We start from the raw sequence: 22,566 nt of genomic DNA, 5'->3' as shown, positions 1-22,566 counted from the left end.
TCCCAAAAACTAAACAAAATGAAATTAATAGTTGATAGTGGATCTACTAAAGCCGATTGGATTGCAATTGATGATAATGGAAAAGTATTATTCACCACACAAACTTTAGGATTAAATCCTGAAATTCTTGACGGTCCGGAGATTATTTCGAGATTAAATGATCGTTTTGATATTTTACAAAACAAAAAAAATGCAACTCATTTATTCTTTTACGGAGCTGGATGCGGTACTGAAAGAATGCAGCAATTTTTAAAGCAGGTATTTCAAGAATATTTTGTAAATGCAATTGTAGAAGTACAAGAAGATACATATGCTGCTGTTTACGCTACAACTCCAAAAGGAGAAGAAGCAATTGTTTGTATTTTAGGGACAGGTTCTAACTGCTCTTATTTTGACGGAAAAGTGTTGCACCAGAAAGTACAGTCTTTAGGTTATATTGCTATGGACGACTGTAGCGGAAATGTTTTCGGAAAAGAATTGATCAGAAAATACTATTTCAACAAAATGCCGAAAGAATTGGCTGTCGAGTTCGAGAAAGAATACAATTTGGATGCTGATTTTATTAAAAATAAATTGTACAAAGAGCCAAATCCAAACGCTTATCTAGCAACGTTTGCTAAATTTTTAATTAAACATAAAGACACAGAATTCTGCAGAAAAATCATTTTCAAAGGAATGAAATCTTTCGTTAAAAATTATATCAAGCAATTTGATAACTGTAAAGAAGTTCCGGTGCACTTTGTGGGTTCTATTGCCTTTTATTTAAAGGAAGAATTACAAGAAACATTTGATAAATATGAACTTCAGTTAGGGAATGTTTTAAGACGCCCTATCGATGGATTAATTGCTTATCATGTCGCTAATCAATAGTTCTGGTTTTATGGAAATTGCAATTATTGCGCACGATGGCAAAAAAGCCGATTTGATTGATTTTTTAATTAAAAATGAAGCGGTTCTTCATAATGAAAAAATCAGGTTGATTGGTACTGGCACAACTGGAGGAAAAGCCGAGGCAGCTGGATTTAAGACACAAAGAATGCTTTCGGGACCTTTAGGAGGCGATGCGCAGATTGCGGGAAGGGTAGCAGAAGGAATCACAAATATGGTTTTCTTTTTTAAAGATCCTTTATCAAGTCATCCGCACGAAGCAGATATCAATATGCTGATTCGTGTATGTGATGTGCATAATGTGCCGCTGGCAACAAATGAAGCAACGGCACAATTATTATTAGATGCTATTGCACTGCAATTATAGAAATCTCTACATTAACATTTTTTGGCAGACAAGCCACTTGAACCGTTTCACGAGCTGGAGCGGTTTTTTCGTTAAAATAGGAACCGTAAATGGTATTTATCGCGCCAAAGTTGTTCATGTCCATAATAAAGATTGTGGATTTCACGACATTTTCAAATGTCATTCCAGCAGCTTCAAGAATGGCAGCGATGTTCTGCATCACCTGATGTGTTTCGTCGTTGATGTTGTCTGTGATTATTTCTCCTGAAGCAGGATTGATTGCTATCTGTCCAGAAGCGTATAATGTGTTTCCAGATAATACCGCTTGATTATAAGGTCCGATTGGAGCCGGAGCCTTTTCTGTAAAAATGATTTTTTTCATAATAAGATTTTTAAATTCGATTATTATCGATTAGAAGTGCTTCGTTTATTCCACTTAATGTCGCTAAGCATTCCCGATTTGATTCCGATAAAGAAATTCCAGTTTGAATTTACACCAAGCGGTGTCCAGTTAAAAGCCATTCTCCAGCTTAACAAATCTCTTTCAAAACGGAATTGAGTAAAGGTAACTCCTTTTTGAACAAAATCATAACCTGTAGAAACCCCGCCCTTCCATTTAGGCGTAATATCCATGTTGACAGAAACCATTAGAGAGTTTCCGCTGATTCTGCTTTCTCTATTAGTGTTTTGATAAGTTAAGGAGTAGGCCAGCGTCATGTCCCACGGAATCTTCGAATTGAAAAATTCGGTAATGACATCATCTTCTCGTTCAGGATCATTGGCAAATTGGCTGTTCCTGCTGTCGTTCAAATCGGTATTGGTTCCAAACAAGTCATCGTTACGTCCTCCATTCCGCTGACTTTGAGTGTTCTTTTCCTTGTCGCCGCCTTTGTTTGAAAATGAATAATTTAAAGTAAGGTTGGCGCTTGTCATTCTAAAAAGGCTCCCTCCGTTTTCAATATTATATTTGTTCATTTTGTTACCTCCATTGTCAATCGCGTACGGATCAAGGGTGGCGCCAAAATTCATGTTCAGCTTATTGTCAAAAAACTGTGTACCACCACTTACTAAAACTGGTTGCCACGCAAAAGTAGTTTTTCCGTCAGCGTTAAAATTATAGCTTGTGCTGAAATTTAAATTGTTCAGCAGCATTACTTTTTTAGGCTCTGTTTTTGTGCTATCGCGATCTCTCACCTTTGCCTCGAAAGTGTTGCTTAATGCGATACCGACAATATTAGAATTGTCTTTTCCTGGCGCGCTAAAAAGACCGCCGTCAAAACGAGAATATTGAGAAGTTATAATTCCGGTCGCATCTACAGCATAAGTGTCGTAATAGCGCTCAAAACTTGGCGTGTAGGCATACGTAATGCTCGGACGCATAACGTGCCTGATTGCTTGGATTTTTTTATCGCTTCCAAAGTCGTAGGTACCGTAAATAGTAGTTCCTAAATTGGTGCTGAAGTTATAAGTTCTGTAAGCATCAAAACCATCAACAACTTTGTCGGTTACTCTTCCTTCTGTTTCGTCAAATTCTTTTTTTATAGTTTTGGTTACCCATGTTTCCTGATAATTTGTGGAAGCACCGGCACTAAAATACTTGAATAATTTAAAGTTCGTGCTAATCGGAATGCTGTGTTGCATACCAATTTGTGCATCTTTAAACATTTGAGGTTTAAAAAACAAGGAATCGCTTGTCTTAAAATAGTTTTTACCGCTTACGTTGTATTGTAAATTGATGTTTTTGATAAAACCCTTTTTTTGACCATCTCTTCCGGCAAAAGGATAGATACGGTCAATACTTCCCTGAAGCGAAGGTAATGTCATTATGATTTCTTCTGTCTGTGTATTCTGCTGATGCGTTGCGGTCAAAGCTATACGAGACCCCGGAATAGTATTAAACGTCTTATTGTATGAAATAGACGAACTCAACGTATTGTTCAGGTTAGATCCGACGTTTGCTTGGTTAATGGAACGCTTGAAATACTTACTCGATCCCATGTTTACCGAAGCTGAGAAAGTCGAATTTGGGTTCGATTTTGTGTCTCTAGAATGCGACCATTGAATGTTGTAAATGTTTTGTTTGCTGTAATCGGGATAACCACGTTCACTGCTGATCAGGTTTTCATAACGAATATTGACATTTCCCCGATATTTGTAGCGTGTTGCATAAGCCGATTCAAAACGCATGGCATAACTTCCATTGGTATAATAATCTCCGAGGACGGTCAAATCGTAATTATCGCTTAAAGCGAAATAGTAACCCCCGTTCTGCAAAGAAAACCCTCTAGTGTTTGAGTCGTTGTAACTCGGAACAATGATTCCCGAAACACTTTTCTCTTTGCTTAAAGGAAAATATCCGTATGGAAGCGCCAGTGGTGTGGGCACATCAGCAATAACCATTTGTGTCAATCCAGTAACGATTTTTTTACCAGGGACAAATTTGATTTTACTAGTTCTAAAGTAGTATTCTGGGTTGTCGATATCTTCTGCCGTTGTAATACGGGCGCCCTTTAGAAAATACGTAGAATCGTTTTCTTTTTTGGTAACACTCGCTTTGATGTTTAGTTCGCCTTGCTTGGTTCTTGAATTATAAATTAAGGCTTTTTTTGTTTTAAAATTAAAGCGAATAGAATCTGGTTGTACTTCGCTTTCTCCTTGCTTAAAGTTTGGATATTGAACCAATACGCCCGCAGAATCCTTAATTCGGCCGGCATAAACTTCATCTTTTTCGTAGTTGAGAACTATAATACCCGATTTCAGTTCTACATCTTTGTAATAAAGTTCTGCTTCGTTGTATAAAGTAATGAGTTTGTTCTTTTGGTCTATTTTGGCATAATCTTTTGCTACATATCGCACTTTACCATCCAAAAATGTCTTTTTTGGTTTTACAGTATCAAGTTTGATGGTGTCTGTTATAGATGCAGCCGGTTTATCTGTTTGTTTTACAGCGGGAACCGGCTTTTTTTTGTTTTTTATCTCCTGCGAATATAAATTACCACAACCTATAGTTAGGAAAAATGATATTAAAACGATATTAAATAAGTTTGTGTGCAAAGGTTTAAATGCTATTTTTGTAAAATTATGGCTTGTTTTTTGACATGTCAAACTTACATATAATTTTTTGGCAAAAATAATCAATTGTAAAAATTATAACAGCTGCATTTTATTAAAATTAACTAATGGATTTATGAATAGATTGAACAAAATTAAGGTAATATTTACTTTTTTTCTATTAATTATGGCTTTTTGTGCTCATAGTCAGTCAAATGTCTTTAAGGTGACGCTAGACGCCGGACACGGAGATCATGACTTTGGCGCTGTCTACAGCGGTCGTATCGAAAAAAATATTGCTTTGGCTATTGTTTTGAAAGTGGGGAAGATTTTAGAGCTTAATCCGAATGTTAATGTTATCTATACTAGAAAAACAGATGTTTTTATAGATTTGGTTGAAAGAGCAAACATTGCAAACCGTGCAAATTCTAATATTTTTGTTTCTATACATTGCAATGCCAATAAAAATACTGCTGCCGATGGTACAGAAACTTACGTAATGGGTTTGAGCAAAGTTGCCTCTAATCTCGAAGCTGCAAAAAAAGAGAACTCAGTAATTACCCTTGAGAAAGACTATAAACGTAAGTATGAAGGTTTTGATCCAAACTCTCCTGAATCTATGATCGGAATGACGTTGATGCAGGAAGAATATTTGGATAACAGTATTTCTTTGGCGAGTAAAATCGAAGATAATTTTGAGAAATTAGGAAAAAAACTGAGACAAGGCGGTGTAAAACAAGCACCTTTTATGGTTCTTCATAAAGCTTATATGCCTAGAGTTCTGGTTGAAACGGGATTCATTTCTAACCCAACCGAAGGTAATATTCTAAATTCTGAAGAAGGACAAGACGATATTGCAAGAGCCATTGCAGAAGCAATCTTAAGCTATAAGCGTGAGTATTTTGGTTCTGGCGGAGAAGCAAACGAAGCAAAACCGGTAAAAGACACAACGCCAAGCAAGCCAAAAACCGTAGTTGCGGCAACTCCTGCAAAACCTAAAGGAACGTTCTTTAAGGTACAGCTTATTGCAAGTATCAAAAAAACACCTTTGGAGCCAAAAAACTTTAAAGGATTAAAAAATGTTTCGATGATTTATGAAAATAATATCTATAAATATTTTTACGAGGAAACTTCTGATTATGAAAAAGCTCAAAAATTTCTGCAAGAGGCTAAAAATAAAGGATATGGAGCAGCATTTTTGACCGCAACCAGAGATGGTGAAAAAATCAGTATTCAGGACGCAATTAAATAATAGACGTCAGTTCGAATATTTATATTAATTTTGTACAAACACTAAGAATTTTGAAAGTAACAAGAGAAATTAAAACGGCTATTTTAGTCATCGCATCGATTTTATTATTTATTTGGGGATATAGTTTTCTAAAAGGGAAAGATCTTTTTACAAATTATAAAGTATTATATGCCGAATACGATAATGTTGAAGATTTGTCTCCATCTGCACCAGTAACCTTAAACGGACTAGCAATCGGGAAAGTAAATAAAATCACTATCAATGAAGTGACCGGTAAATTAATGGTTGAGCTTCAGCTGAAAACAGATTTTCCAATATCTAAAACCAGTACAGCGGCTATATATTCTCCAAGTTTGATTGGAGGAAAACAGATTAAAATCCTTCCAAACCTTGCTGATAAAGATCCAGCTGAAGACGGACAGGTTTTAACGTCTGCTGTAGAATTAGGGCTTACAGAATCTTTAGGAGGTAAAGTAGCGCCGCTAGAGCAGAAGCTTAGCGCAATGCTTGTAAATATCGACAAGCTGGTGGCTGGATTAAACAATACATTGGATACTCAGACGCAGCAGAACCTAAAGAAAACAATTGCAGAATTGTCTCAAACGATGGAGCAGTTTCATAAAGCTTCTGGAACTTTAAATAACATCTTGGACACTAACAAAGGCCAAATTAATGGAGTTGTGACAAACTTTAATAAAATGTCTAATAACTTCAACAAGATTTCAGATTCTTTAAACAAAGCAGATTTAGGCAAAACAGTGCGAAATCTTAATCAGACACTTGCTAAAGTCGATGTGTTAATGAATAATTTAAATTCTGGAAAAGGTACGGCAGGTAAAATATTAAATGATGATGCTTTGTACAACAATTTGGCAAAAACTTCAAAAGAACTTGAGTTGTTGCTTCAGGATGTACGTCTTTATCCAACTCGCTACGTGAATGTTTCTCTTTTCGGAAAGAAAAACAAACCTTATGTAGCGCCTGCAGAAAATGCAAATTCAACAGATAAAAAATAATATGTAATGAGTTATTTAGATAATATTTTATTCGCAATACTTCTTATAGCGGGTTTCGGCTTTTTTGCAGCGAGCGTAAAAAAGATCATCCGAAACATTAACTTGGGAGTTGATGTAGACCGAAAAGATAATCCTAAAGCTCGTTGGAAAAATATGGCTATGATTGCACTTGGGCAGTCAAAAATGGTGAAGAGACCTGTAGCCGGGATACTGCATATTTTTGTTTATGTAGGTTTTATAATTATTAATATCGAATTGCTAGAAATCATCATCGATGGTTTATTTGGCACTCATAGAATTTTTGCGCCTTATTTGGGTGTAGTTTATGATGTACTGATTGCTTCATTCGAAATATTGGCGATACTGGTGATTTTTTCTGTTACAGTATTTTGGCTTAGACGAAACTTTATCAGATTAAAACGTTTTATACATTCTGATTTAACTGGTTTTCCAAAAAGCGATGCCAATTACATTTTATATTTTGAGACAGTATTAATGATATTGTTTCTGCTCATGAATGCTTCAGATTTGCATCTGCAGAATGTTCCTGGAGGATATTCGCATTTTCATAAAGCTGGAAGTTATCCCGTAAGTCAATTTATTGCGCCTATTTTTAATGGTATGTCAAATGAATTGGTTGGACTTTTATTTGAAGTGTTTTGGTGGTTGCATATTGCTGGTATTTTGGTTTTTATGAACTACTTGTACTTCTCAAAACACTTGCACATTCTTTTGGCTTTCCCAAATACGTATTATGCAAATTTGAAACCTCAAGGGCAGTTCGACAACTTGGCTTCGGTAACCAATGAGGTCAAATTAATGATGGATCCAAATGCCGATCCTTTTGCGGCAGCGCCTCCAACAGATGAGAATGCTGCTCCCGCCAAATTTGGAGCTAGCGATGTGCAGGATTTGAATTGGGTGCAATTGCTAAACGCATATACCTGCACAGAATGCGGACGTTGTACGGCCGCATGTCCTGCCAATCAGACAGGGAAAAAATTATCTCCACGTAAAATCATGATGGATACAAGAGATCGTTTGACAGAAGTTGGTAAAAACATTGATGCCAATAAAGGCACTTTTGTTCCTGATAACAAAGCCTTGTTAAACGATTATATTACTCCAGAAGAATTATGGGCTTGCACTTCGTGCAATGCATGCGTAGAAGAATGCCCAGTAAATATCAGTCCGTTATCTATTATTATGGATATGCGCAGATTTTTGGTGATGGAGCAGAGTGCCGCACCAATGTCTTTGAATGCCATGATGACCAATATAGAAAACAACGGGGCGCCTTGGCAATATAGCCAGCAAGACAGGCTGAACTGGAAAAACGAGAATTAAATTTAATTCTGAAAAAATAACAGCAAAATTCAATTTTCACAAACGGAACTTTGAACTTTAAACAAAAGAGAGAGAAATGTCAGAAAGTTTAGTAGTGCCTACAATGGCAGAAATGCTGGCTCAGGGTAAACAACCAGAAGTTTTGTTCTGGGTGGGCTGCGCCGGGAGTTTTGACGATAGAGCTAAGAAAATTACGAAAGCCTTTGTACGTATTTTGAATCGTGCAGAAGTTTCTTTTGCAGTTTTGGGAACAGAAGAAAGCTGTACCGGAGACCCTGCCAAAAGAGCTGGAAACGAATTTTTGTTTCAGATGCAGGCTATGATGAATATTGAGGTTTTAAATGCCTATGAAGCTAAAAAAATAGTTACAGCTTGTCCGCATTGTTTTAATACATTAAAGAATGAATATCCTGAGTTAGGGGGGAATTATGAAGTAATTCACCATACGCAGTTTTTGAAATCTTTAATCGATGAGGGCCGAGTGACTGTTGAAGGCGGCCAGTTTAAGGGCAAGAAAATCACTTTTCATGATCCTTGTTACTTAGGAAGAGCGAATAAAGTTTACGAAGCACCTCGAGATTTGATTGAAAAATTAGACGTAGAATTGGTCGAAATGAAGCGTTCTAAGGCAAACGGTTTATGCTGTGGTGCAGGAGGCGCGCAGATGTTTAAAGATGCAGAGCCAGGAAACAAGGAAGTAAACGTATTGCGTACAGAAGATGCACTTGACGTAAAACCGGATATTATAGCAGCAGGATGCCCATTTTGCAATACCATGCTGACAGACGGTATCAAACATGCACACAAAGAAGGAGAGATAAAAGTAATGGACGTTGCAGAGCTCATTGCTAATGCACAAGATCTTTAATCTGAGGTTCAAAGCAACCAAGGAGCAAAGTGACAAAGGAGCAAAGTGACAAAGGTTTTAACTTGAAACCTGAAACAAAATAAACAAAAAATTAAAATGTATATACCTTTTGAAAATTTACCAGGCGAATCCAGAGTTTGGATTTACCAGTCGAACAGAAAATTTTCTGAGGAGGAAATTTCTGAAATCGAAACCGATTTGAAAGCTTTTGTAGAAGAGTGGGCTGCTCACGGAACCAGTTTAGAGGCTTCGTATTTATTGAAGTATAATAGATTTATTATACTAGCTGTAAATCAGGAAGTACAAGCGGCCACAGGTTGCTCTATTGACAGTTCGGTTGAATTTATTCAAGGTCTGGAGAAAAAGTACGACGTAGATTTGTTGGATAAAATGAATGTGACATTCAAACTTGGAGAACATATTGCACACAAACCATTAATTGATTTCAAGAAAATGGTGAAAGATAAGGCTGTAACTGGAAATACGATTGTATTTAATAATTTGGTTACCAATGTCGAAGAGTTTAATGAGGCGTGGGAAGTTCCGGCTGCTGATAGTTGGCATAGCAGATTTTTCTAAGAAAAATTTATATAATATGAAGATAAAGGCATGAAACTTAGTTTTGTGCCTTTTTTGGTTTTATCATAATTTTTGTTTCTCGCAGATTATGCGGATTTTAGCGGATTTGCGTTGTCCTAATTTTTGTTTCAGACAGATTAGGAAAAATTTCGCAACTTTTTTGATTTCTTTTATGACACGAATTCATTGTTGTCAACTACAAAAGCAACAAATTTTTACGGTTTTGAAAAAGCAGTATGGTCAAATTTATAAACTTTAGGAGAAAAAAGCTCAATCAAACAAAATCCACAACCAAAACTTTTAGAAGTGACAGCATTTTTTTCTTTTTTATGTCCTTTTTGAATATCCTCAGAATATATTTTTACCTATATTTACCCACGAGTTATTAAGAAAATAGTTATAAATTTAAAGTATTTATGAAAGAAGAAATTAAAATCGCTGCCAGAATTACAGCAAAGACATCTTTAAAATGGTTTACTATCATATTGATTGGAGGATTTTTTACGTTGATTTGCTTTTTAATCATTTTGTTTCAACACATCGGCATGGCAGGAGGCGGGCACGGAAGTGCATATGCGCTTACTGTAGATTTATTTCTGAACAATATCTGCGGTTTTCTTCTTTTTGCAGGCGCTCCGGCGTTTGCGGCGGGTTATTTTATGATTGCCAATAAAGTAGCCATTCAGACCATGATTCATCAGGTTTGGGAAAATAAAATGGGCAAATATATTGAAGACAAGGTGGTGATGCTGGTTGATAAACTGACCGCTTCGCATAATTTAACAAATTCTATTTCGAACTCAACCATCCTGCGACTGAAGCTTTTGGAAGCAAACAAAAATGACAAAGAAACCTCTATGATTAAGAAGAGGATAATTGGTTATTTTTTCGCCAAAATTAAATTGGATGATATTGATTTCAGTAATAAAGATTTAAAATTATCTGAAATTATTTCTTTTAAGCTGAATAGGTTTATTTCTGAGACTATCGAACCATCATTTTTGTTTTTCTGGCTTTTATTAGCTTTTCAGCTGATCTTGATTATTGTGGCTCAGTTTTTTAATTAAATTTTAGATGGTAAACGAGAATTTAGGTTTTCGCTGGATGAAGGTGAAAGAGGGTAGATTGCATTTTGCTACGCTAGAACTGGATATTCAGAGAAACAATCTGAAAAATGTAATTGTCGATAACTATTTGATCAACGGTCACGACAACAATTCTGAGGGAATGAAAACGAGGAAGGCAGGATTGCTTAAAGGCTTAGAATTTGCACTTTCAAATAGTTTTGATTTTTGGACCATCACCATAAAAAAGTTAGAAGCTCCGATTTTAGATGCTAATCCGACAATTATTGGTTATACCGCTTTATTAGCTTTTATTGAAAAGACTAAAATCGCAGTTGACTCCAATGACTTAGATAAAATTGAACACTTTGTTTATAAAAGCTGGAAAAATGAAAATGCATCTAAAATCCCTAATTTTTACAAACTGATTTTCGAATAACGTTGATGGTTGCTTTTTTCTGGAAATAAAACATCTTTTATAGCCCAATGAGAGAATTTCAGCCCTATGCAACCTAAAACCTGAAACCTGGAACCTGAAACAAATCAACCCCTGAAACAAAATACACCCTTAAAACATTTCGCAAAAATGTAACAATCTAAATGTTCGATTAAACGCTATTTTTGAGTATTTTCGTAGCATTAAATTTAATACATGAAAATAGCAATTGTTTGTTATCCTACTTTTGGCGGAAGTGGCGTTGTAGCTACAGAATTAGGTTTAGAATTAGCCAGAAGAGGACACGAAATACACTTTATAACGTACAGTCAACCGGTAAGGTTGGCACTTTTGAATCCGAATGTGCATTATCACGAAGTTAATGTGCCGGAATATCCATTATTTCATTATCAGCCGTACGAACTGGCTTTGTCCAGTAAGCTTGTCGACATGGTGAAATTATATAAAATTGAGCTTCTGCACGTGCATTATGCTATTCCGCATGCTTATGCAGGTTATATGGCGAAACAAATGCTTAAAAATGAAGGAATAAATCTACCGATGATTACAACACTTCACGGTACAGATATTACGCTTGTGGGAAATCACCCTTTTTATAAGCCAGCAGTGACTTTCAGCATTAACAAATCGGATTACGTGACATCGGTTTCGCAAAGCTTGAAAGATGACACTTTAAAATTGTTTAAGATTAAAAACAAAATCAAAGTTATTCCGAATTTTATTGAGCTTGATAAACCCAAAAAAGACCCGCAGGCGCCTTGTCATCGTTATGTAATGGCGAAACCAGAGGAGCGTATCATTACGCATATTAGTAATTTCAGGAAAGTAAAACGCATTCCAGATATTATTAAGATTTTTTATAATGTGCAGAAAGAGATACCGGCAAAACTTATGATGGTGGGAGACGGTCCTGAAAAAGAAAAGGCAGAGATTTTATGTCAGGAACTCGGTATTCTGGATAAAGTGATTTTCTTTGGAAACAGCCACGAAATCGATAAGATCTTGTGTATGACAGATTTGTTTTTGCTTCCATCGGAAACAGAAAGCTTCGGACTTGCGGCCTTAGAAGCGATGGCTTGCGGAGTTCCGGTGATTTCAAGTAATTCGGGCGGTCTTCCAGAAGTGAATTTCGATGGTTTTTCGGGTTACTTAAGTAATGTAGGAAATGTAGAAGAGATGGCTGCTAACGCAATCAAAATCCTGAAAGACGATAAAATTTTAAGTCAGTTTAAGGCAAATGCGCTTGAAGTGGCCAAAAAATTTGATATACACAATATTCTGCCTAAATACGAGGCATTGTACCAGAAGGCAGTTGACGATTATAAGTTGGAGAAACATTAAATTTAAAAATAGGGTAATGAAAAAAGTAGTTTCGATTATAGCAGTTTTTATCTTGTTTTCCTGTGGAGTTAAGAAAACATCGGGAACAGCTCCTCTTTACGAAGTTTTGACCACACAGTCTAACGGGGGTGGCAATATTAAGTTTTTTGAAATCCTGACAGAACCAAACGAAATCAAAATGCTTGAAAATGATCCGTTGCTGGCAGACAAGGTTAAAGAAACCGATACTAATAGCGCGAATTACGTTATTCTGAATATGGGCGAAAAAAATACCAGTGGTTACAGTATTGAAGTTGTCAATGTAGAGGAAACAGACAAGAATATCATTATAACAGTAAAAGAAAACAGTCCTTCTCCAGATGCCATGACCATGCAGATGATCAGTTATCCGTATACGGTTGTAAAAATAAATTCTAAGAAGGAGATCATTATTAAGTAGGGAAAATAAAGAATAGAATATATAGAATAAAGAATAAGGAAGCTCGATTTAGTTTGAGCCTCTTTTTATAAGCTTTAAAAAAGCGGAAAGGTGGTATAAAAAAAACCTGCCGTTTAGCACGACAGGTTTCTTCTTACAATTATTTTTTAGTTTTTATTTAGAATCTGAATTTAACTCCTAAACCGACGTCAAATCCAAAATTGTCATCATCATAATATCCTGAACCGATTTCTGGTCTGGCGTCTAATGATAATGTAATTGGCACTTCTTTGAATCTGTATTCAATACCAATATCTCCTGCAGCAAATACATAAGTTCCGCTATCGTCATATCTGTAATTGTTGTAATAGTAGTCGTGATTCCATGCGGCTAGACCTCCACCGACACCTGCGTACCAGTTAAAACCGCCGTCGATGTTCCAAACCCATTGATAAAGAGCCACACCTTTGATAGCGTCTACATGTCTGCTGTTTCTCCAGCCTAAATCAAATTCAAGTCTGTTTTTTTGGTTCAACCCTAACTGATATGAGACTTCGCCACCAAATCCGTTATTGTCTCCTAAACGTAATCCTAGCGCGTGTTTTGAAATTTCTTGCGATTGAGCCGTAAAAGCTAAACCTAAAAGCATAATGGCTGATAAAAATATCTTTTTCATAAAAATGGTTAATTAATTTTTGTCAAAATTATTATTCGAGTCCACTAGAGAACGTATAATATTTTTGAAAATTGTTATATAATTTACATTTTTATATGGAAAATCTGTAAAATGCTGATTTTAAAATGCTTTATTTTAAAATTATTGAAGAAATTAATTGAGAGGTTAAGGTATCTTCCATTTCAAAAAGGTTGTCTTCTTCGATAAAATTACTGGCCTTATAGGAGAATAACTTCCAGCGCTTTTTGTGATATTCAAGGGCAGTAAGATTTTCTACCCAATCTCCCGAATTTAGATAAAGAGTTGAACCGTGCTTGTTTTCTTTGGTCATAATTTTAGGTTCGTGTATATGGCCACAGATTACGTAATCGTAGTTTTTTTCGATAGCCAGGTCTGTTGCTGTTGTTTCAAAATCAGAAATAAATTTGACCGCTTTTTTTACGCTGGCCTTTATTTTTTTCGAAAAAGAATATGGTTCGCGTCCTATTTTTGCTAGACACCAGTTAGCAAAACGATTGATTAGAATCAGGTAATCATAACCTAATCCGCCTAGTTTTGCAATCCATTTCGAATGCTGCACAGAAGCATCAAAAACATCTCCATGAAAAATCCATGCTTTTTTATCGTCTAATTCCAACACTAATTTATCCACCAATGCAAAATTACCCATATTCATATCGCTGAATTTACGGAGAATTTCGTCGTGATTTCCTGTAATGTAATAGACTTTTGTACCTTTAGATGCCATGCCTATTATACGCTGTATAACACGTAAATGCGATTTTGGGAAATACGATTTTCTAAATTGCCACGCATCAATTATATCGCCATTTAAAACTAAAGTTTTAGGTTTAATGCTTGAAATATAGTTGTTTAGTTCTTTTGCGTGACTTCCATAAGTTCCCAAGTGAACATCAGAAAGAATGACCAGCTCGACATTTCTTTTTTTCAATTTTTCTTGATTTGAAGTTTTACAAATGAAATAAAGTTTGCTCATTTTTATTTTATCAAAAGGTTATGAAAAAGCTGATATTTTTACCAAATTGTAATTTTTAGTGCATTTAATGTTTCGTTAATAATACCAGTTTTAAATTTTTTAATTTAATTCATAAAACTTACATTTGCTCAAAACTAATAACAATGGCAGGAAACAGCTACGGCAAACTATATAAAGTTACTACATTTGGAGAATCTCACGGAGAAGCATTAGGAGGTATTATCGATGGGTGTCCTCCGGGAATACAGCTTGATTTTGAAGCAATTGAATTGGATATGGCTCGCAGAAAACCGGGACAGTCGGCAATTGTAACCCAAAGAAAAGAACCAGATGCAGTTCAGTTTTTGTCTGGGATTTTTGAAGGAAAAACAACAGGCACTCCGATTGGTTTTATTATTCCAAATACCAATCAGAAATCAGACGATTATTCGCATATAAAAGACAATTACAGACCAAGTCATGCTGATTATGTTTACGATCAGAAATATGGTTTCCGTGACTATCGTGGTGGCGGAAGAAGCTCTGCCCGAGAAACAGCAAGCAGAGTAGTGGCGGGTGCAATTGCCAAACAGATGCTTCCAGAAATTAAGATTAATGCCTATGTTTCTTCTGTTGGCCCAATTCATTTAGAAACACCTTATCAAGAATTGGATTTTTCAAAAATAGAAAGCAATCCTGTACGTTGTCCAGATGAGAAATCGGCAGCAGTTATGGAAGAATATATTCGCGACATCCGCAAACAGGGAGATACTGTTGGAGGTGTTGTGACCTGTGTAATTCAGAATGTTCCTATTGGTTTGGGTGAGCCAGTTTTTGATAAACTTCATGCCGAATTAGGAAAAGCTATGCTTTCTATTAATGCGGTAAAAGGGTTTGAATACGGAAGCGGTTTCTCTGGTTCTGAAATGAAAGGAAGCGAACACAACGATTTGTACAATCCTGACGGAACTACAAAAACAAATCTTTCGGGCGGAATTCAGGGTGGAATCAGTAACGGAATGGATATTTATTTCAGAGTTGCTTTTAAGCCTGTCGCGACCATTATGCAGACTCAAGATTCATTAGATAATAAAGGTAACATTACGCCAATGACGGGCAAAGGCCGTCATGATCCGTGTGTAGTGCCTCGCGCAGTGCCAATTGTTGAAGCAATGGCAGCAATTGTTTTGGCAGATTTTTATTTAATCAACAAAACATATTAATAAAAGTAAGACAGTGAGGGTCTTATGTTTTAATAACAAAAAATCAGATTAATGCAAGTAAAAGAAAATCAAAAAAAATCCTTTCTTTCAGGATTAACTGGGCAGATTATAATTGCAATGATTCTTGGAGCCATTCTCGGAATTATTCTGCACAATACAATTTCGCCTGAAGCAGCACAGTCTTTTAGTACTAAAATTAAAATGCTGGCAACCGTTTTTATTCGTCTAGTACAAATGATTATTTCTCCTTTGGTTTTTACGACTTTGGTGGTGGGAATTGCAAAATTAGGAGACATCAAAACGGTTGGAAGAATCGGAGGAAAAGCTATTGGATGGTTTTTTACAGCATCATTTATTTCTTTGTTGATTGGTTTGTTCTATGTGAATATTTTAGAACCGGGTGTTGGCTTAAAGCTCGATCATGTTGATATGGCTGCGGCTACTGAGGTTACAGGAAAAACACAGAATCTTTCTTTTGAAAACTTTGTTGAGCATATTGTCCCTAAAAGTATTGTTGAGGCAATGGCAACCAACGAGATTCTGCAAATCGTAGTTTTTTCGATTTTTTTCGGATTGGCTGCAGCATCATTAGGAGATACGGTTAAGCCGATTATCGGTGCTTTTGACAGGCTTTCTCATATTGTTTTAAAAATGGTAAACTATGTCATGAACTTTGCTCCAATTGGAGTTTTTGGTGCCATTGCTGGAGTTTTCGCGATAAGAGATGCAGAAGAATTGGTTATTACTTACTTTAAGTTTTTCGGATCGTTCTTAATTGGTATCAGTACGCTTTGGCTGATTTTAATTGTTGTAGGCTATATTTTCCTGAAAGGAAGAATGACAGAATTGTTAAAACGCATTACAGGGCCTTTGGCAATCGCTTTTGGAACAACGAGCAGTGAAGCTGTTTTTCCAAAACTAACTGAGGAACTAGAAGGTTTTGGTGTAAAAGATAAAATCGTTTCTTTTATGTTGCCGCTTGGTTATTCTTTTAACCTTGACGGAAGTATGATGTATATGACTTTTGCGAGTATTTTTATAGCACAATTTTACAACGTGCATTTAGATTTAGGAACACAAATGGTGATGCTTTTAGTGCTGATGCTAACAAGTAAAGGAATTGCTGGGGTTCCACGAGCAAGTTTGGTGGTTGTTGCGGCAACTTGCGGCATGTTTGATATTCCGATTGAAGGTATTGCGCTAATTCTGCCAATCGATCACTTTTGTGATATGTTCAGGAGCGCTACAAATGTATTAGGAAATGCATTGGCGACCTCTGTTGTAGGGCAATGGGAAAGCGATAATGAATAAAAATATCCCAAGTAATGCACATTTAATCGGCGAAAAAATTGGTTAGGTGCTTATTTTAGGGAATGTATAAAACTTGAAAGCTGTATTTTTTTGAATACAGCTTTTTTTATTATTTTAAAGTGTATATTTGGTGAAATTAGCCTATTAAATGCCCCCAAAACGAATTTATTTATTTCTGCTTGTTATTTGCAGTTTCGCTACAATTGCGATAGGGCAGTCTGATCCTGTTTCTGAAAAACAGATCAATAAGCTTACCAAAAAGGCTTGGGAATATTATAAAGAATCTAATTTTGAAAAATCACTTATCAGTTCCAGAATTGCGCTCAATCATGCTTTTGCGGCTAAAAATAATTATTATACTGCCAAGGCGTACAAGATTATTGCTGGCAATTATAGTGAGCTTTCGGAGTTTAACAAGGCAGTGTTTTTCTACAACAAAGCATTATATTATGCCTCAAAAACAGATAACGACTCCATAAAATACAGTCTCTACAATAATCTTGGAAATATTTACTGTTTTGAAAAGAAACAGTTTGATAAGGGAATTAAATGTTACAAAAAGTCCATTGCTTACGGATTTAAGATTAATGATGTCAGTCAGGTTTGTTTTACTAATGTCAATATTGCTTGGGCATATTTTGATATTGGAAAATTTGAAGAAGGATATCCATATCTCCAGTTTGTTCAAAATAATATTGAGAAATACGGTGATGAGTCTACGGAAATCGTGATTAATATGCTGTTCGGAATGTATTACAATCACTCCAATCAGAATCGCAATGCAGATGCCTATTTCAAAAAAGCAATACAGGCCGGAAAAAATAGCGAGGAGCAATCTGATCTATCCTTTGCGCATCTTGAATATTCTAAGTTTTTGACTAAGGTCGAAAGATACAAGGAAGCTTATGAAAATCTCGTTTTGTTTAACAAGATAACCGAAAGACTGTACAATGAAGAAAAACTAAAAAAAGCCTCGGTTGCAGGTTTTAATCTGGAATTGGATGAATATAAAAGACAGATTGATAAAATCGAAAACGAGAAGACCATCCAGTCGCAGAGTTTAAAGAAATCGAGAATTATCGTAGTGCTTTTTATCCTGATTTCGTTTATTCTCATTTTTTTGATTATAACCTTGGTAAAGAATATCCGTTTCAAAAAGAAACACAATTTAGAGCTTTTGGAGGCAAAAGAAATTGCAGAAGAAGCCTCGCAACTTAAAACCCAATTTATTTCGACTATAAGCCACGAATTGCGAACGCCGCTTTATGGCGTTGTAGGCATCACAAATATGCTGCTCGAAGAACATAAGGAGTTGTCTAAAAGCCAGCATCTGAGCTCGCTTAAGTTTTCGGCAAGGTATTTACTGTCTTTAGTGAATGATCTTCTTCAGATTAATAAAATTGAAGAGAATAAGGTTGTTTTAGAAAGTCTTACTTTTAATATTTCTGACGAAATCAATATGATCAAAAACTCGCTGTCTTTTTTGTCGCAGAAAAACAATAATAAGATAGCTGTCATTATTGATCCGATGATTCCTGAATATTTAATTGGTGATAAGTTAAGGCTTGCCCAGATTTTGATGAATTTGGTCAGTAATGCATTGAAATTCACCAAAGATGGTGAAGTAGAAATCATTGTAAATCTTCATAAAAAAGAAGGCAAACTCCATTACTTGGATTTTTTGATAAAAGATAATGGTGTCGGTATCGCTGTAGTTGATCAGGGCAAAATTTTTGAAAAGTTTGTTCAGGTAGGCAGAAAGGAAGAAGATTATCAAGGAACTGGTCTCGGACTCAGTATCGTAAAAAAATTATTAGGGCTTTTTGGCAGCTCGATTACACTTGACAGTGATTTAGGAAAAGGAACTTCTTTCTCTTTTATGATTCCGTTTGAACACGACTTGGAAAAAACAAAAAGCATTATTGATGAAATTGAAGTTGATTTGACTTCAAATGAAGTATATCGCATTTTGGTAGTCGAAGATAATTTGATTAATCAGCTGGTTACCAGAAAAATTATCGAAAAAAACAATTACAGTTGCCAAGTGGTAGATGATGGTTTTGCCGCATTGAAAATTTTGGAAGAACATGAATTTGATTTGATCCTAATGGATATCAATATGCCTTTGATGAATGGGTTTGAAACCACAAAGCGTATCCGTTTGATGGGAGTTGATACGCCAGTAGTAGCGCTAACAGCATTCGATAAAGATGAAATTTCGGATGAAGCGCTTTCGTCTGGAATGAATGATATCATTATAAAGCCATTTGAACCGGTTAAGCTCTTTAAGATAATCAATTATCATATAAACGAAAAAAGCGCTGTTTAATACCAGCGCTTTTTGTTTTTCTTTGAAGCATTTGATTTTCTTGATTTATGGGCACCACCGCTTCTGTTTGAATTTTTTGGTTTTTCTCCCGCTTCTGGACTGCCTGAATGCCATGGGTACGGATGGTCTGAAATCGTTTTTACGTCTACTTTTATGAGTTTTTGAATATCTTTCCAATAAGGAAGTTCATCTTTGCCGCAGAAAGAAATAGCGATACCGCCATTTCCTGCGCGTCCTGTACGGCCAATTCGGTGTACGTATGTTTCAGGAATATTCGGAAGATCAAAATTGATTACAAACGGCAGTTGCTCAATGTCAATTCCTCTAGCCGCAATATCTGTTGCGACCAAAACTCCTACCTCTTTGTTTTTAAAAGCATCGAGAACCCGTTGTCTTGCGTTTTGAGATTTGTCTCCATGAATGGCCTCTGCAGGAATATCTTTTTTTCGAAGCGCTTTTACAACATTATCAGCACCGTGTTTTGTTCTAGAAAAGACCAACACATTTGATAAATTTTCTTCTTTGATTAACTTGTATAGCAGATTTCTTTTTTCAGTTTTATCTACAAAATAAACACGCTGTTCTACGTTTTCTGCTGTCGATGAAACAGGCGAGACTTCTACTTGTTCAGGATCTTCAAGAAACATTTCGGCAAGTTCGCGTATTGCGATAGGCATTGTTGCAGAAAACAGCAAAGTTTGTCTGTTCTTTGGCGTAAGTTTTATTATTTTTTTGACATCATTTATAAATCCCATATCCAGCATCTGATCGGCTTCGTCTAACACTAAAGTGTGCAGCTGGTTCAAATCAAGGAAGCCTTGTTTGTGAAGGTCTAACAAACGTCCTGGTGTGGCAATTAAAATGTCGATTCCGTTTTTCAGCGCATCAACTTGAGGGTTTTGCGACACCCCTCCAAAAATGGTAAGCTGTGTCAAATTGGTATATTTGCCATAGGTGTCAAAACTTTGACCTATCTGAACGGCAAGTTCTCGTGTCGGCGTAACTACAAGAGCGCGAATTTGCTTGGCTTTTTTAGAAGAGCCTACAATTCGATGTAATTGGTGTATGATCGGAATGGCAAATGCTGCCGTTTTTCCTGTTCCAGTTTGAGCGCAGCCAATTAAATCGCGTCCCGATAAAACAACAGGAATCGCTTTTTCCTGAATCGGTGTCGGATTTAGGTAGCCCTCTTCAAATACGGCTTTTTGTATACTTTTTGAGAGTGAAAGATCTTCGAATAACATATCTTAGGTATTAAGTATTTTAGTTTTAAGTACTAAAATGCTGTGCAAAGATAGGCTTATTCATCCAATCGTTTGTTTTAATTGACTTTTATTTAGGAAAATGCTTTTCCTCTCGATTGCAGAATTCTAAATTTTAGACTTTTTCATTGCTGGCTTTCATAAAATCGGTGACCAAATAACCAATCAATTTACCGATTAAGTTATGGTTCGAGGCGTTGTCTAAATCTGGGGCGCCTTCGCAGATATGCAGATAGGCTGCGTTTTTGTGTTCCCCGAAAAACGACACAAACTGACGGAGTTCTTCAACAGAAAAACCGCTTATCGTCATGGCGCTGCTCGCAATGTTAGGAATAGCATCTAAGTCAATCTCAATTCCGAAAGAATCATTTTTTATGAAATCTAATGCCCCAATCATTTCTCTATTGAAGTCTTTTTCTTTACGGATGTTGATGCTGTCGTAAGTATTGTATCGTACGCGGTCTTCAAGTTTTTTTATGATATCAAGAACACTCTTTGAAGTGTAATTTTCATGAAGGCCGAAGATAAAGTACTTTTTTAGGAAGCCCTCTTCATAGGCGTATGAAAAAGCATTGCCACTATGGCGTCCTTCCAAGATTCTAAAATCGGAATGTGCATCAAAATTGATTGCATTTACAGGTTTTCCTTTCGCTAGAGCGGCACCTTTAATATTTCCGTAAGCGTTATTATGGCCACCACCAATAATGATAGGCGTTTTTCCGGCTTTAATGATGTTGAATATAATATGAGATACTTCCTTGTCTATCTTTTCAACCAGTTGGCTCAGTTTAGAGCGGTCGTCAATGTCATTAAAATCTAGATTTTCGACATCTCTCATTTCTTCGGCTACATTGATTTGTCCTAAAACGATAATCTGGCTGCCTTTAGAAAAACGATTATGTTGGATGTTTGCGATGCTTTTGATAGCGCTCTGCCAAGCCGATGCAGCACCGGGTCTTCCGTAATTGGCACGTACGCCGATGTCTTCGGGAATTCCTAAAAGTACGTATTTGGCTTCGCTTTCTTTCAGAAAATTAATCTTGTCAACACCATTAGGAATGATAATCATCTTTTCTCCGAACTTTATTTCACCGCTTCTATGATTGGTTACTTTTGCCAAATCATTTACTGTAAAAGGGATTAATTTCTCCATGAAAAAAATTTATTTTCCAAAAATAATATAATTGTAGAAACTTACGTTATTACCTTATATTAATTCTTAAATTTGTTATTAAAGAAAATTATTAAATATGGAAAACCCAAAGAACAACAATTCAAGTCTAAAGGCGGTTATAGCCGTTTTAGCAGTCCTACTGATTGGTAGCTTAGTGTATATTTTTAAATTATCATCTGATTCTGATGTGGTTAAGACGGAACTTACCACAACGTTGACTGAAAAAGAATCTGTTATGAAGGATTTGCAGGAATTAAAAGCCACTTACGATGCTGCAATCGCTGAAAACACTTCTATGTCTGACGAATTAATCCAGGAAAGAGATAAAGTAGTAGCTTTAATGGATGATTTGAACAAATCTAAAGGTGATGTTTCTAAATACAGATCTCAAGTTCAGGCAATGCAGAGCAAAATGAAAACTCTTGTTGCAGAAAACGACGAATTGAAAAAACAAAATGGTGTTTTAACTACTCAAAGAGATAGTACAATCGTAGTTTTAGGAGAATCTAAAAAATACAATGAAGTATTAGTAGGTCAAAACGAGGAATTAGCTAAAACTGTCGAAAGAGGTTCTAAGCTGTCTATCCTAAATACCAAAACTGCAGCTTACAAACTTAAAAGCTCAGGAAAACAAGTTGAAACCGATAAAGCAAGCCGTGCTGATGTTTTAAAAATCAGTTTTACTATTGCTGAAAACCAAATCGCTAAATCGGGAGATAAATCGTACTATGTGCAAGTTATCGATGCTAAAAACAATGTTTTAGGCGAAAAGAAAACAGAAAATTTCGGTGATAATTCATTGACTTACAGTTTTAAAACTACTGTAAAGTATGAAAACAAAAGCGTAAATGTTTCTGAAGATCTTCCTGGTAAAGATTTCGCAAAAGGAACTTACTTTATCAATATTTTTGATAACGACGAATTGGTTTCTAAAACAAGCTTCAGTTTAAGATAATCTCTTAAATATAAAACCACGAAAAAGGTCTGT

General features: G+C 35.9%; 21 protein-coding genes. 15 read left to right on the top strand and 6 right to left on the bottom strand.

The features are described from left to right. The first annotated feature begins 18 nt into the window (after positions 1 to 18). Positions 19 to 870 carry an N-acetylglucosamine kinase gene (locus tag E0W73_RS19410; protein WP_135223702.1) on the top strand — a complete coding sequence of 284 codons (852 nt, stop codon included), beginning with the start codon at positions 19 to 21 and terminating at the stop codon, positions 868 to 870. Between the two features lie 10 nt (positions 871 to 880). Next, entirely contained in the window at positions 881 to 1,255 is a 375-nt protein-coding gene (locus tag E0W73_RS19405; protein ID WP_035692130.1) for a methylglyoxal synthase, read from the top strand. Here E0W73_RS19405 and E0W73_RS19400 read toward each other — a convergent pair. Both E0W73_RS19400 and E0W73_RS19395 read right to left on the bottom strand, forming a co-directional pair. After that, a complete protein-coding gene (locus E0W73_RS19400) occupies positions 1,236 to 1,616 on the bottom strand; it encodes a RidA family protein (RefSeq protein WP_135223701.1) in 381 nt (126 codons plus the stop codon). The two genes, E0W73_RS19405 and E0W73_RS19400, sit on opposite strands and share 20 nt — an antisense overlap. Before the next feature lie 23 nt (positions 1,617 to 1,639). After that, a complete protein-coding gene (locus E0W73_RS19395; RefSeq protein ID WP_394346000.1) occupies positions 1,640 to 4,339 on the bottom strand; it encodes a putative LPS assembly protein LptD in 2,700 nt (899 codons plus the stop codon). An 82-nt stretch (positions 4,340 to 4,421) separates the two neighbouring features. Here E0W73_RS19395 and E0W73_RS19390 point away from each other — a divergent pair, with 82 nt between their 5' ends. The 9 genes from E0W73_RS19390 to E0W73_RS19350 all read left to right on the top strand — a co-directional run bounded on the left by E0W73_RS19390 (position 4,422) and on the right by E0W73_RS19350 (position 12,648). Next, entirely contained in the window at positions 4,422 to 5,537 is a 1,116-nt protein-coding gene (locus E0W73_RS19390; protein WP_135223699.1) for an N-acetylmuramoyl-L-alanine amidase family protein, read from the top strand. Positions 5,538 to 5,587: 50 nt separating this feature from the next. After that, positions 5,588 to 6,553 (top strand): MlaD family protein, encoded by a 966-nt coding sequence (locus E0W73_RS19385; protein ID WP_135223698.1) that lies wholly within the window; start codon positions 5,588 to 5,590, stop codon positions 6,551 to 6,553. A gap of 6 nt (positions 6,554 to 6,559) precedes the next feature. Continuing rightward, positions 6,560 to 7,900: a (Fe-S)-binding protein gene (locus E0W73_RS19380; RefSeq protein WP_135223697.1), complete on the top strand. Its 1,341-nt coding sequence runs from the start codon at positions 6,560 to 6,562 to the stop codon at positions 7,898 to 7,900. Positions 7,901 to 7,976: 76 nt separating this feature from the next. Then, entirely contained in the window at positions 7,977 to 8,768 is a 792-nt protein-coding gene (locus E0W73_RS19375; protein ID WP_135223696.1) for a (Fe-S)-binding protein, read from the top strand. A 96-nt stretch (positions 8,769 to 8,864) separates the two neighbouring features. Next, entirely contained in the window at positions 8,865 to 9,347 is a 483-nt protein-coding gene (locus E0W73_RS19370; protein ID WP_135223695.1) for an ABC transporter ATPase, read from the top strand. A 416-nt stretch (positions 9,348 to 9,763) separates the two neighbouring features. Beyond that, on the top strand, positions 9,764 to 10,414 hold the full coding sequence (locus E0W73_RS19365) for a hypothetical protein (RefSeq protein WP_135223694.1): 651 nt from the start codon (positions 9,764 to 9,766) through the stop codon (positions 10,412 to 10,414). A 7-nt stretch (positions 10,415 to 10,421) separates the two neighbouring features. Beyond that, positions 10,422 to 10,850, top strand: a complete 429-nt coding sequence (locus tag E0W73_RS19360) for a hypothetical protein (protein ID WP_135223693.1) — start codon at positions 10,422 to 10,424, stop codon at positions 10,848 to 10,850. 213 nt (positions 10,851 to 11,063) lie between these two features. Next, positions 11,064 to 12,209, top strand: coding sequence for an N-acetyl-alpha-D-glucosaminyl L-malate synthase BshA (gene bshA / locus E0W73_RS19355; RefSeq protein WP_135223692.1), 1,146 nt, complete (start codon positions 11,064 to 11,066; stop codon positions 12,207 to 12,209). Between the two features lie 16 nt (positions 12,210 to 12,225). Further along, on the top strand, positions 12,226 to 12,648 hold the full coding sequence (locus E0W73_RS19350) for a protease complex subunit PrcB family protein (protein ID WP_135223691.1): 423 nt from the start codon (positions 12,226 to 12,228) through the stop codon (positions 12,646 to 12,648). Between the two features lie 157 nt (positions 12,649 to 12,805). Here the strand turns inward: E0W73_RS19350 and E0W73_RS19345 are convergent, their stop codons facing one another. Continuing rightward, positions 12,806 to 13,303 (bottom strand): hypothetical protein, encoded by a 498-nt coding sequence (locus E0W73_RS19345; protein ID WP_135223690.1) that lies wholly within the window; start codon positions 13,301 to 13,303, stop codon positions 12,806 to 12,808. 130 nt (positions 13,304 to 13,433) lie between these two features. Beyond that, complete coding sequence (locus E0W73_RS19340) at positions 13,434 to 14,255, bottom strand: UDP-2,3-diacylglucosamine diphosphatase (RefSeq protein ID WP_135223689.1); 822 nt, start codon at positions 14,253 to 14,255, stop codon at positions 13,434 to 13,436. Between the two features lie 188 nt (positions 14,256 to 14,443). On the opposite strand from E0W73_RS19340, the gene aroC reads away from it, so the two are divergent. The 3 genes from aroC to E0W73_RS19325 all read left to right on the top strand — a co-directional run bounded on the left by aroC (position 14,444) and on the right by E0W73_RS19325 (position 19,142). After that, complete coding sequence (gene aroC, locus E0W73_RS19335; RefSeq protein ID WP_135223688.1) at positions 14,444 to 15,502, top strand: chorismate synthase; 1,059 nt, start codon at positions 14,444 to 14,446, stop codon at positions 15,500 to 15,502. 51 nt (positions 15,503 to 15,553) lie between these two features. After that, on the top strand, positions 15,554 to 16,813 hold the full coding sequence (locus tag E0W73_RS19330; protein WP_135223687.1) for a dicarboxylate/amino acid:cation symporter: 1,260 nt from the start codon (positions 15,554 to 15,556) through the stop codon (positions 16,811 to 16,813). A gap of 148 nt (positions 16,814 to 16,961) precedes the next feature. Next, positions 16,962 to 19,142, top strand: coding sequence for a response regulator (locus E0W73_RS19325; protein WP_135223686.1), 2,181 nt, complete (start codon positions 16,962 to 16,964; stop codon positions 19,140 to 19,142). Here the strand turns inward: E0W73_RS19325 and E0W73_RS19320 are convergent. Then, entirely contained in the window at positions 19,139 to 20,386 is a 1,248-nt protein-coding gene (locus tag E0W73_RS19320; protein WP_135223685.1) for a DEAD/DEAH box helicase, read from the bottom strand. The two genes, E0W73_RS19325 and E0W73_RS19320, sit on opposite strands and share 4 nt — an antisense overlap. Positions 20,387 to 20,519: 133 nt before the next feature. After that, a complete protein-coding gene (locus tag E0W73_RS19315) occupies positions 20,520 to 21,557 on the bottom strand; it encodes a formimidoylglutamase (protein WP_135223684.1) in 1,038 nt (345 codons plus the stop codon). Positions 21,558 to 21,654: 97 nt separating this feature from the next. Between E0W73_RS19315 and E0W73_RS19310 the strand changes: the two genes are divergently transcribed. Beyond that, positions 21,655 to 22,533, top strand: a complete 879-nt coding sequence (locus E0W73_RS19310; RefSeq protein WP_135223683.1) for a hypothetical protein — start codon at positions 21,655 to 21,657, stop codon at positions 22,531 to 22,533. The last annotated feature ends 33 nt before the right edge of the window (positions 22,534 to 22,566 follow it).

Origin of the sequence: Flavobacterium foetidum, from assembly GCF_004634245.1 — a bacterium.
GTDB lineage: Bacteria > Bacteroidota > Bacteroidia > Flavobacteriales > Flavobacteriaceae > Flavobacterium > Flavobacterium foetidum.
This window is presented reverse-complemented; position numbering and strand designations above follow the sequence as displayed.

Bases quoted from the DNA above. Each gene is read 5' to 3' on its own strand.
- E0W73_RS19410 (WP_135223702.1), top strand. From the start codon at position 19: ATGAAATTAATAGTTGATAGTGGATCTACTAAAGCCGATTGGATTGCA.
- E0W73_RS19405 (WP_035692130.1), top strand. From the start codon at position 881: ATGGAAATTGCAATTATTGCGCACGATGGCAAAAAAGCCGATTTGATT.
- E0W73_RS19400 (WP_135223701.1), bottom strand. From the start codon at position 1,616: ATGAAAAAAATCATTTTTACAGAAAAGGCTCCGGCTCCAATCGGACCT.
- E0W73_RS19390 (WP_135223699.1), top strand. From the start codon at position 4,422: ATGAATAGATTGAACAAAATTAAGGTAATATTTACTTTTTTTCTATTA.
- E0W73_RS19380 (WP_135223697.1), top strand. From the start codon at position 6,560: ATGAGTTATTTAGATAATATTTTATTCGCAATACTTCTTATAGCGGGT.
- E0W73_RS19375 (WP_135223696.1), top strand. From the start codon at position 7,977: ATGTCAGAAAGTTTAGTAGTGCCTACAATGGCAGAAATGCTGGCTCAG.
- E0W73_RS19370 (WP_135223695.1), top strand. From the start codon at position 8,865: ATGTATATACCTTTTGAAAATTTACCAGGCGAATCCAGAGTTTGGATT.
- E0W73_RS19365 (WP_135223694.1), top strand. From the start codon at position 9,764: ATGAAAGAAGAAATTAAAATCGCTGCCAGAATTACAGCAAAGACATCT.
- E0W73_RS19360 (WP_135223693.1), top strand. From the start codon at position 10,422: ATGGTAAACGAGAATTTAGGTTTTCGCTGGATGAAGGTGAAAGAGGGT.
- bshA (WP_135223692.1), top strand. From the start codon at position 11,064: ATGAAAATAGCAATTGTTTGTTATCCTACTTTTGGCGGAAGTGGCGTT.
- E0W73_RS19350 (WP_135223691.1), top strand. From the start codon at position 12,226: ATGAAAAAAGTAGTTTCGATTATAGCAGTTTTTATCTTGTTTTCCTGT.
- E0W73_RS19345 (WP_135223690.1), bottom strand. From the start codon at position 13,303: ATGAAAAAGATATTTTTATCAGCCATTATGCTTTTAGGTTTAGCTTTT.
- aroC (WP_135223688.1), top strand. From the start codon at position 14,444: ATGGCAGGAAACAGCTACGGCAAACTATATAAAGTTACTACATTTGGA.
- E0W73_RS19330 (WP_135223687.1), top strand. From the start codon at position 15,554: ATGCAAGTAAAAGAAAATCAAAAAAAATCCTTTCTTTCAGGATTAACT.
- E0W73_RS19325 (WP_135223686.1), top strand. From the start codon at position 16,962: ATGCCCCCAAAACGAATTTATTTATTTCTGCTTGTTATTTGCAGTTTC.
- E0W73_RS19320 (WP_135223685.1), bottom strand. From the start codon at position 20,386: ATGTTATTCGAAGATCTTTCACTCTCAAAAAGTATACAAAAAGCCGTA.
- E0W73_RS19315 (WP_135223684.1), bottom strand. From the start codon at position 21,557: ATGGAGAAATTAATCCCTTTTACAGTAAATGATTTGGCAAAAGTAACC.
- E0W73_RS19310 (WP_135223683.1), top strand. From the start codon at position 21,655: ATGGAAAACCCAAAGAACAACAATTCAAGTCTAAAGGCGGTTATAGCC.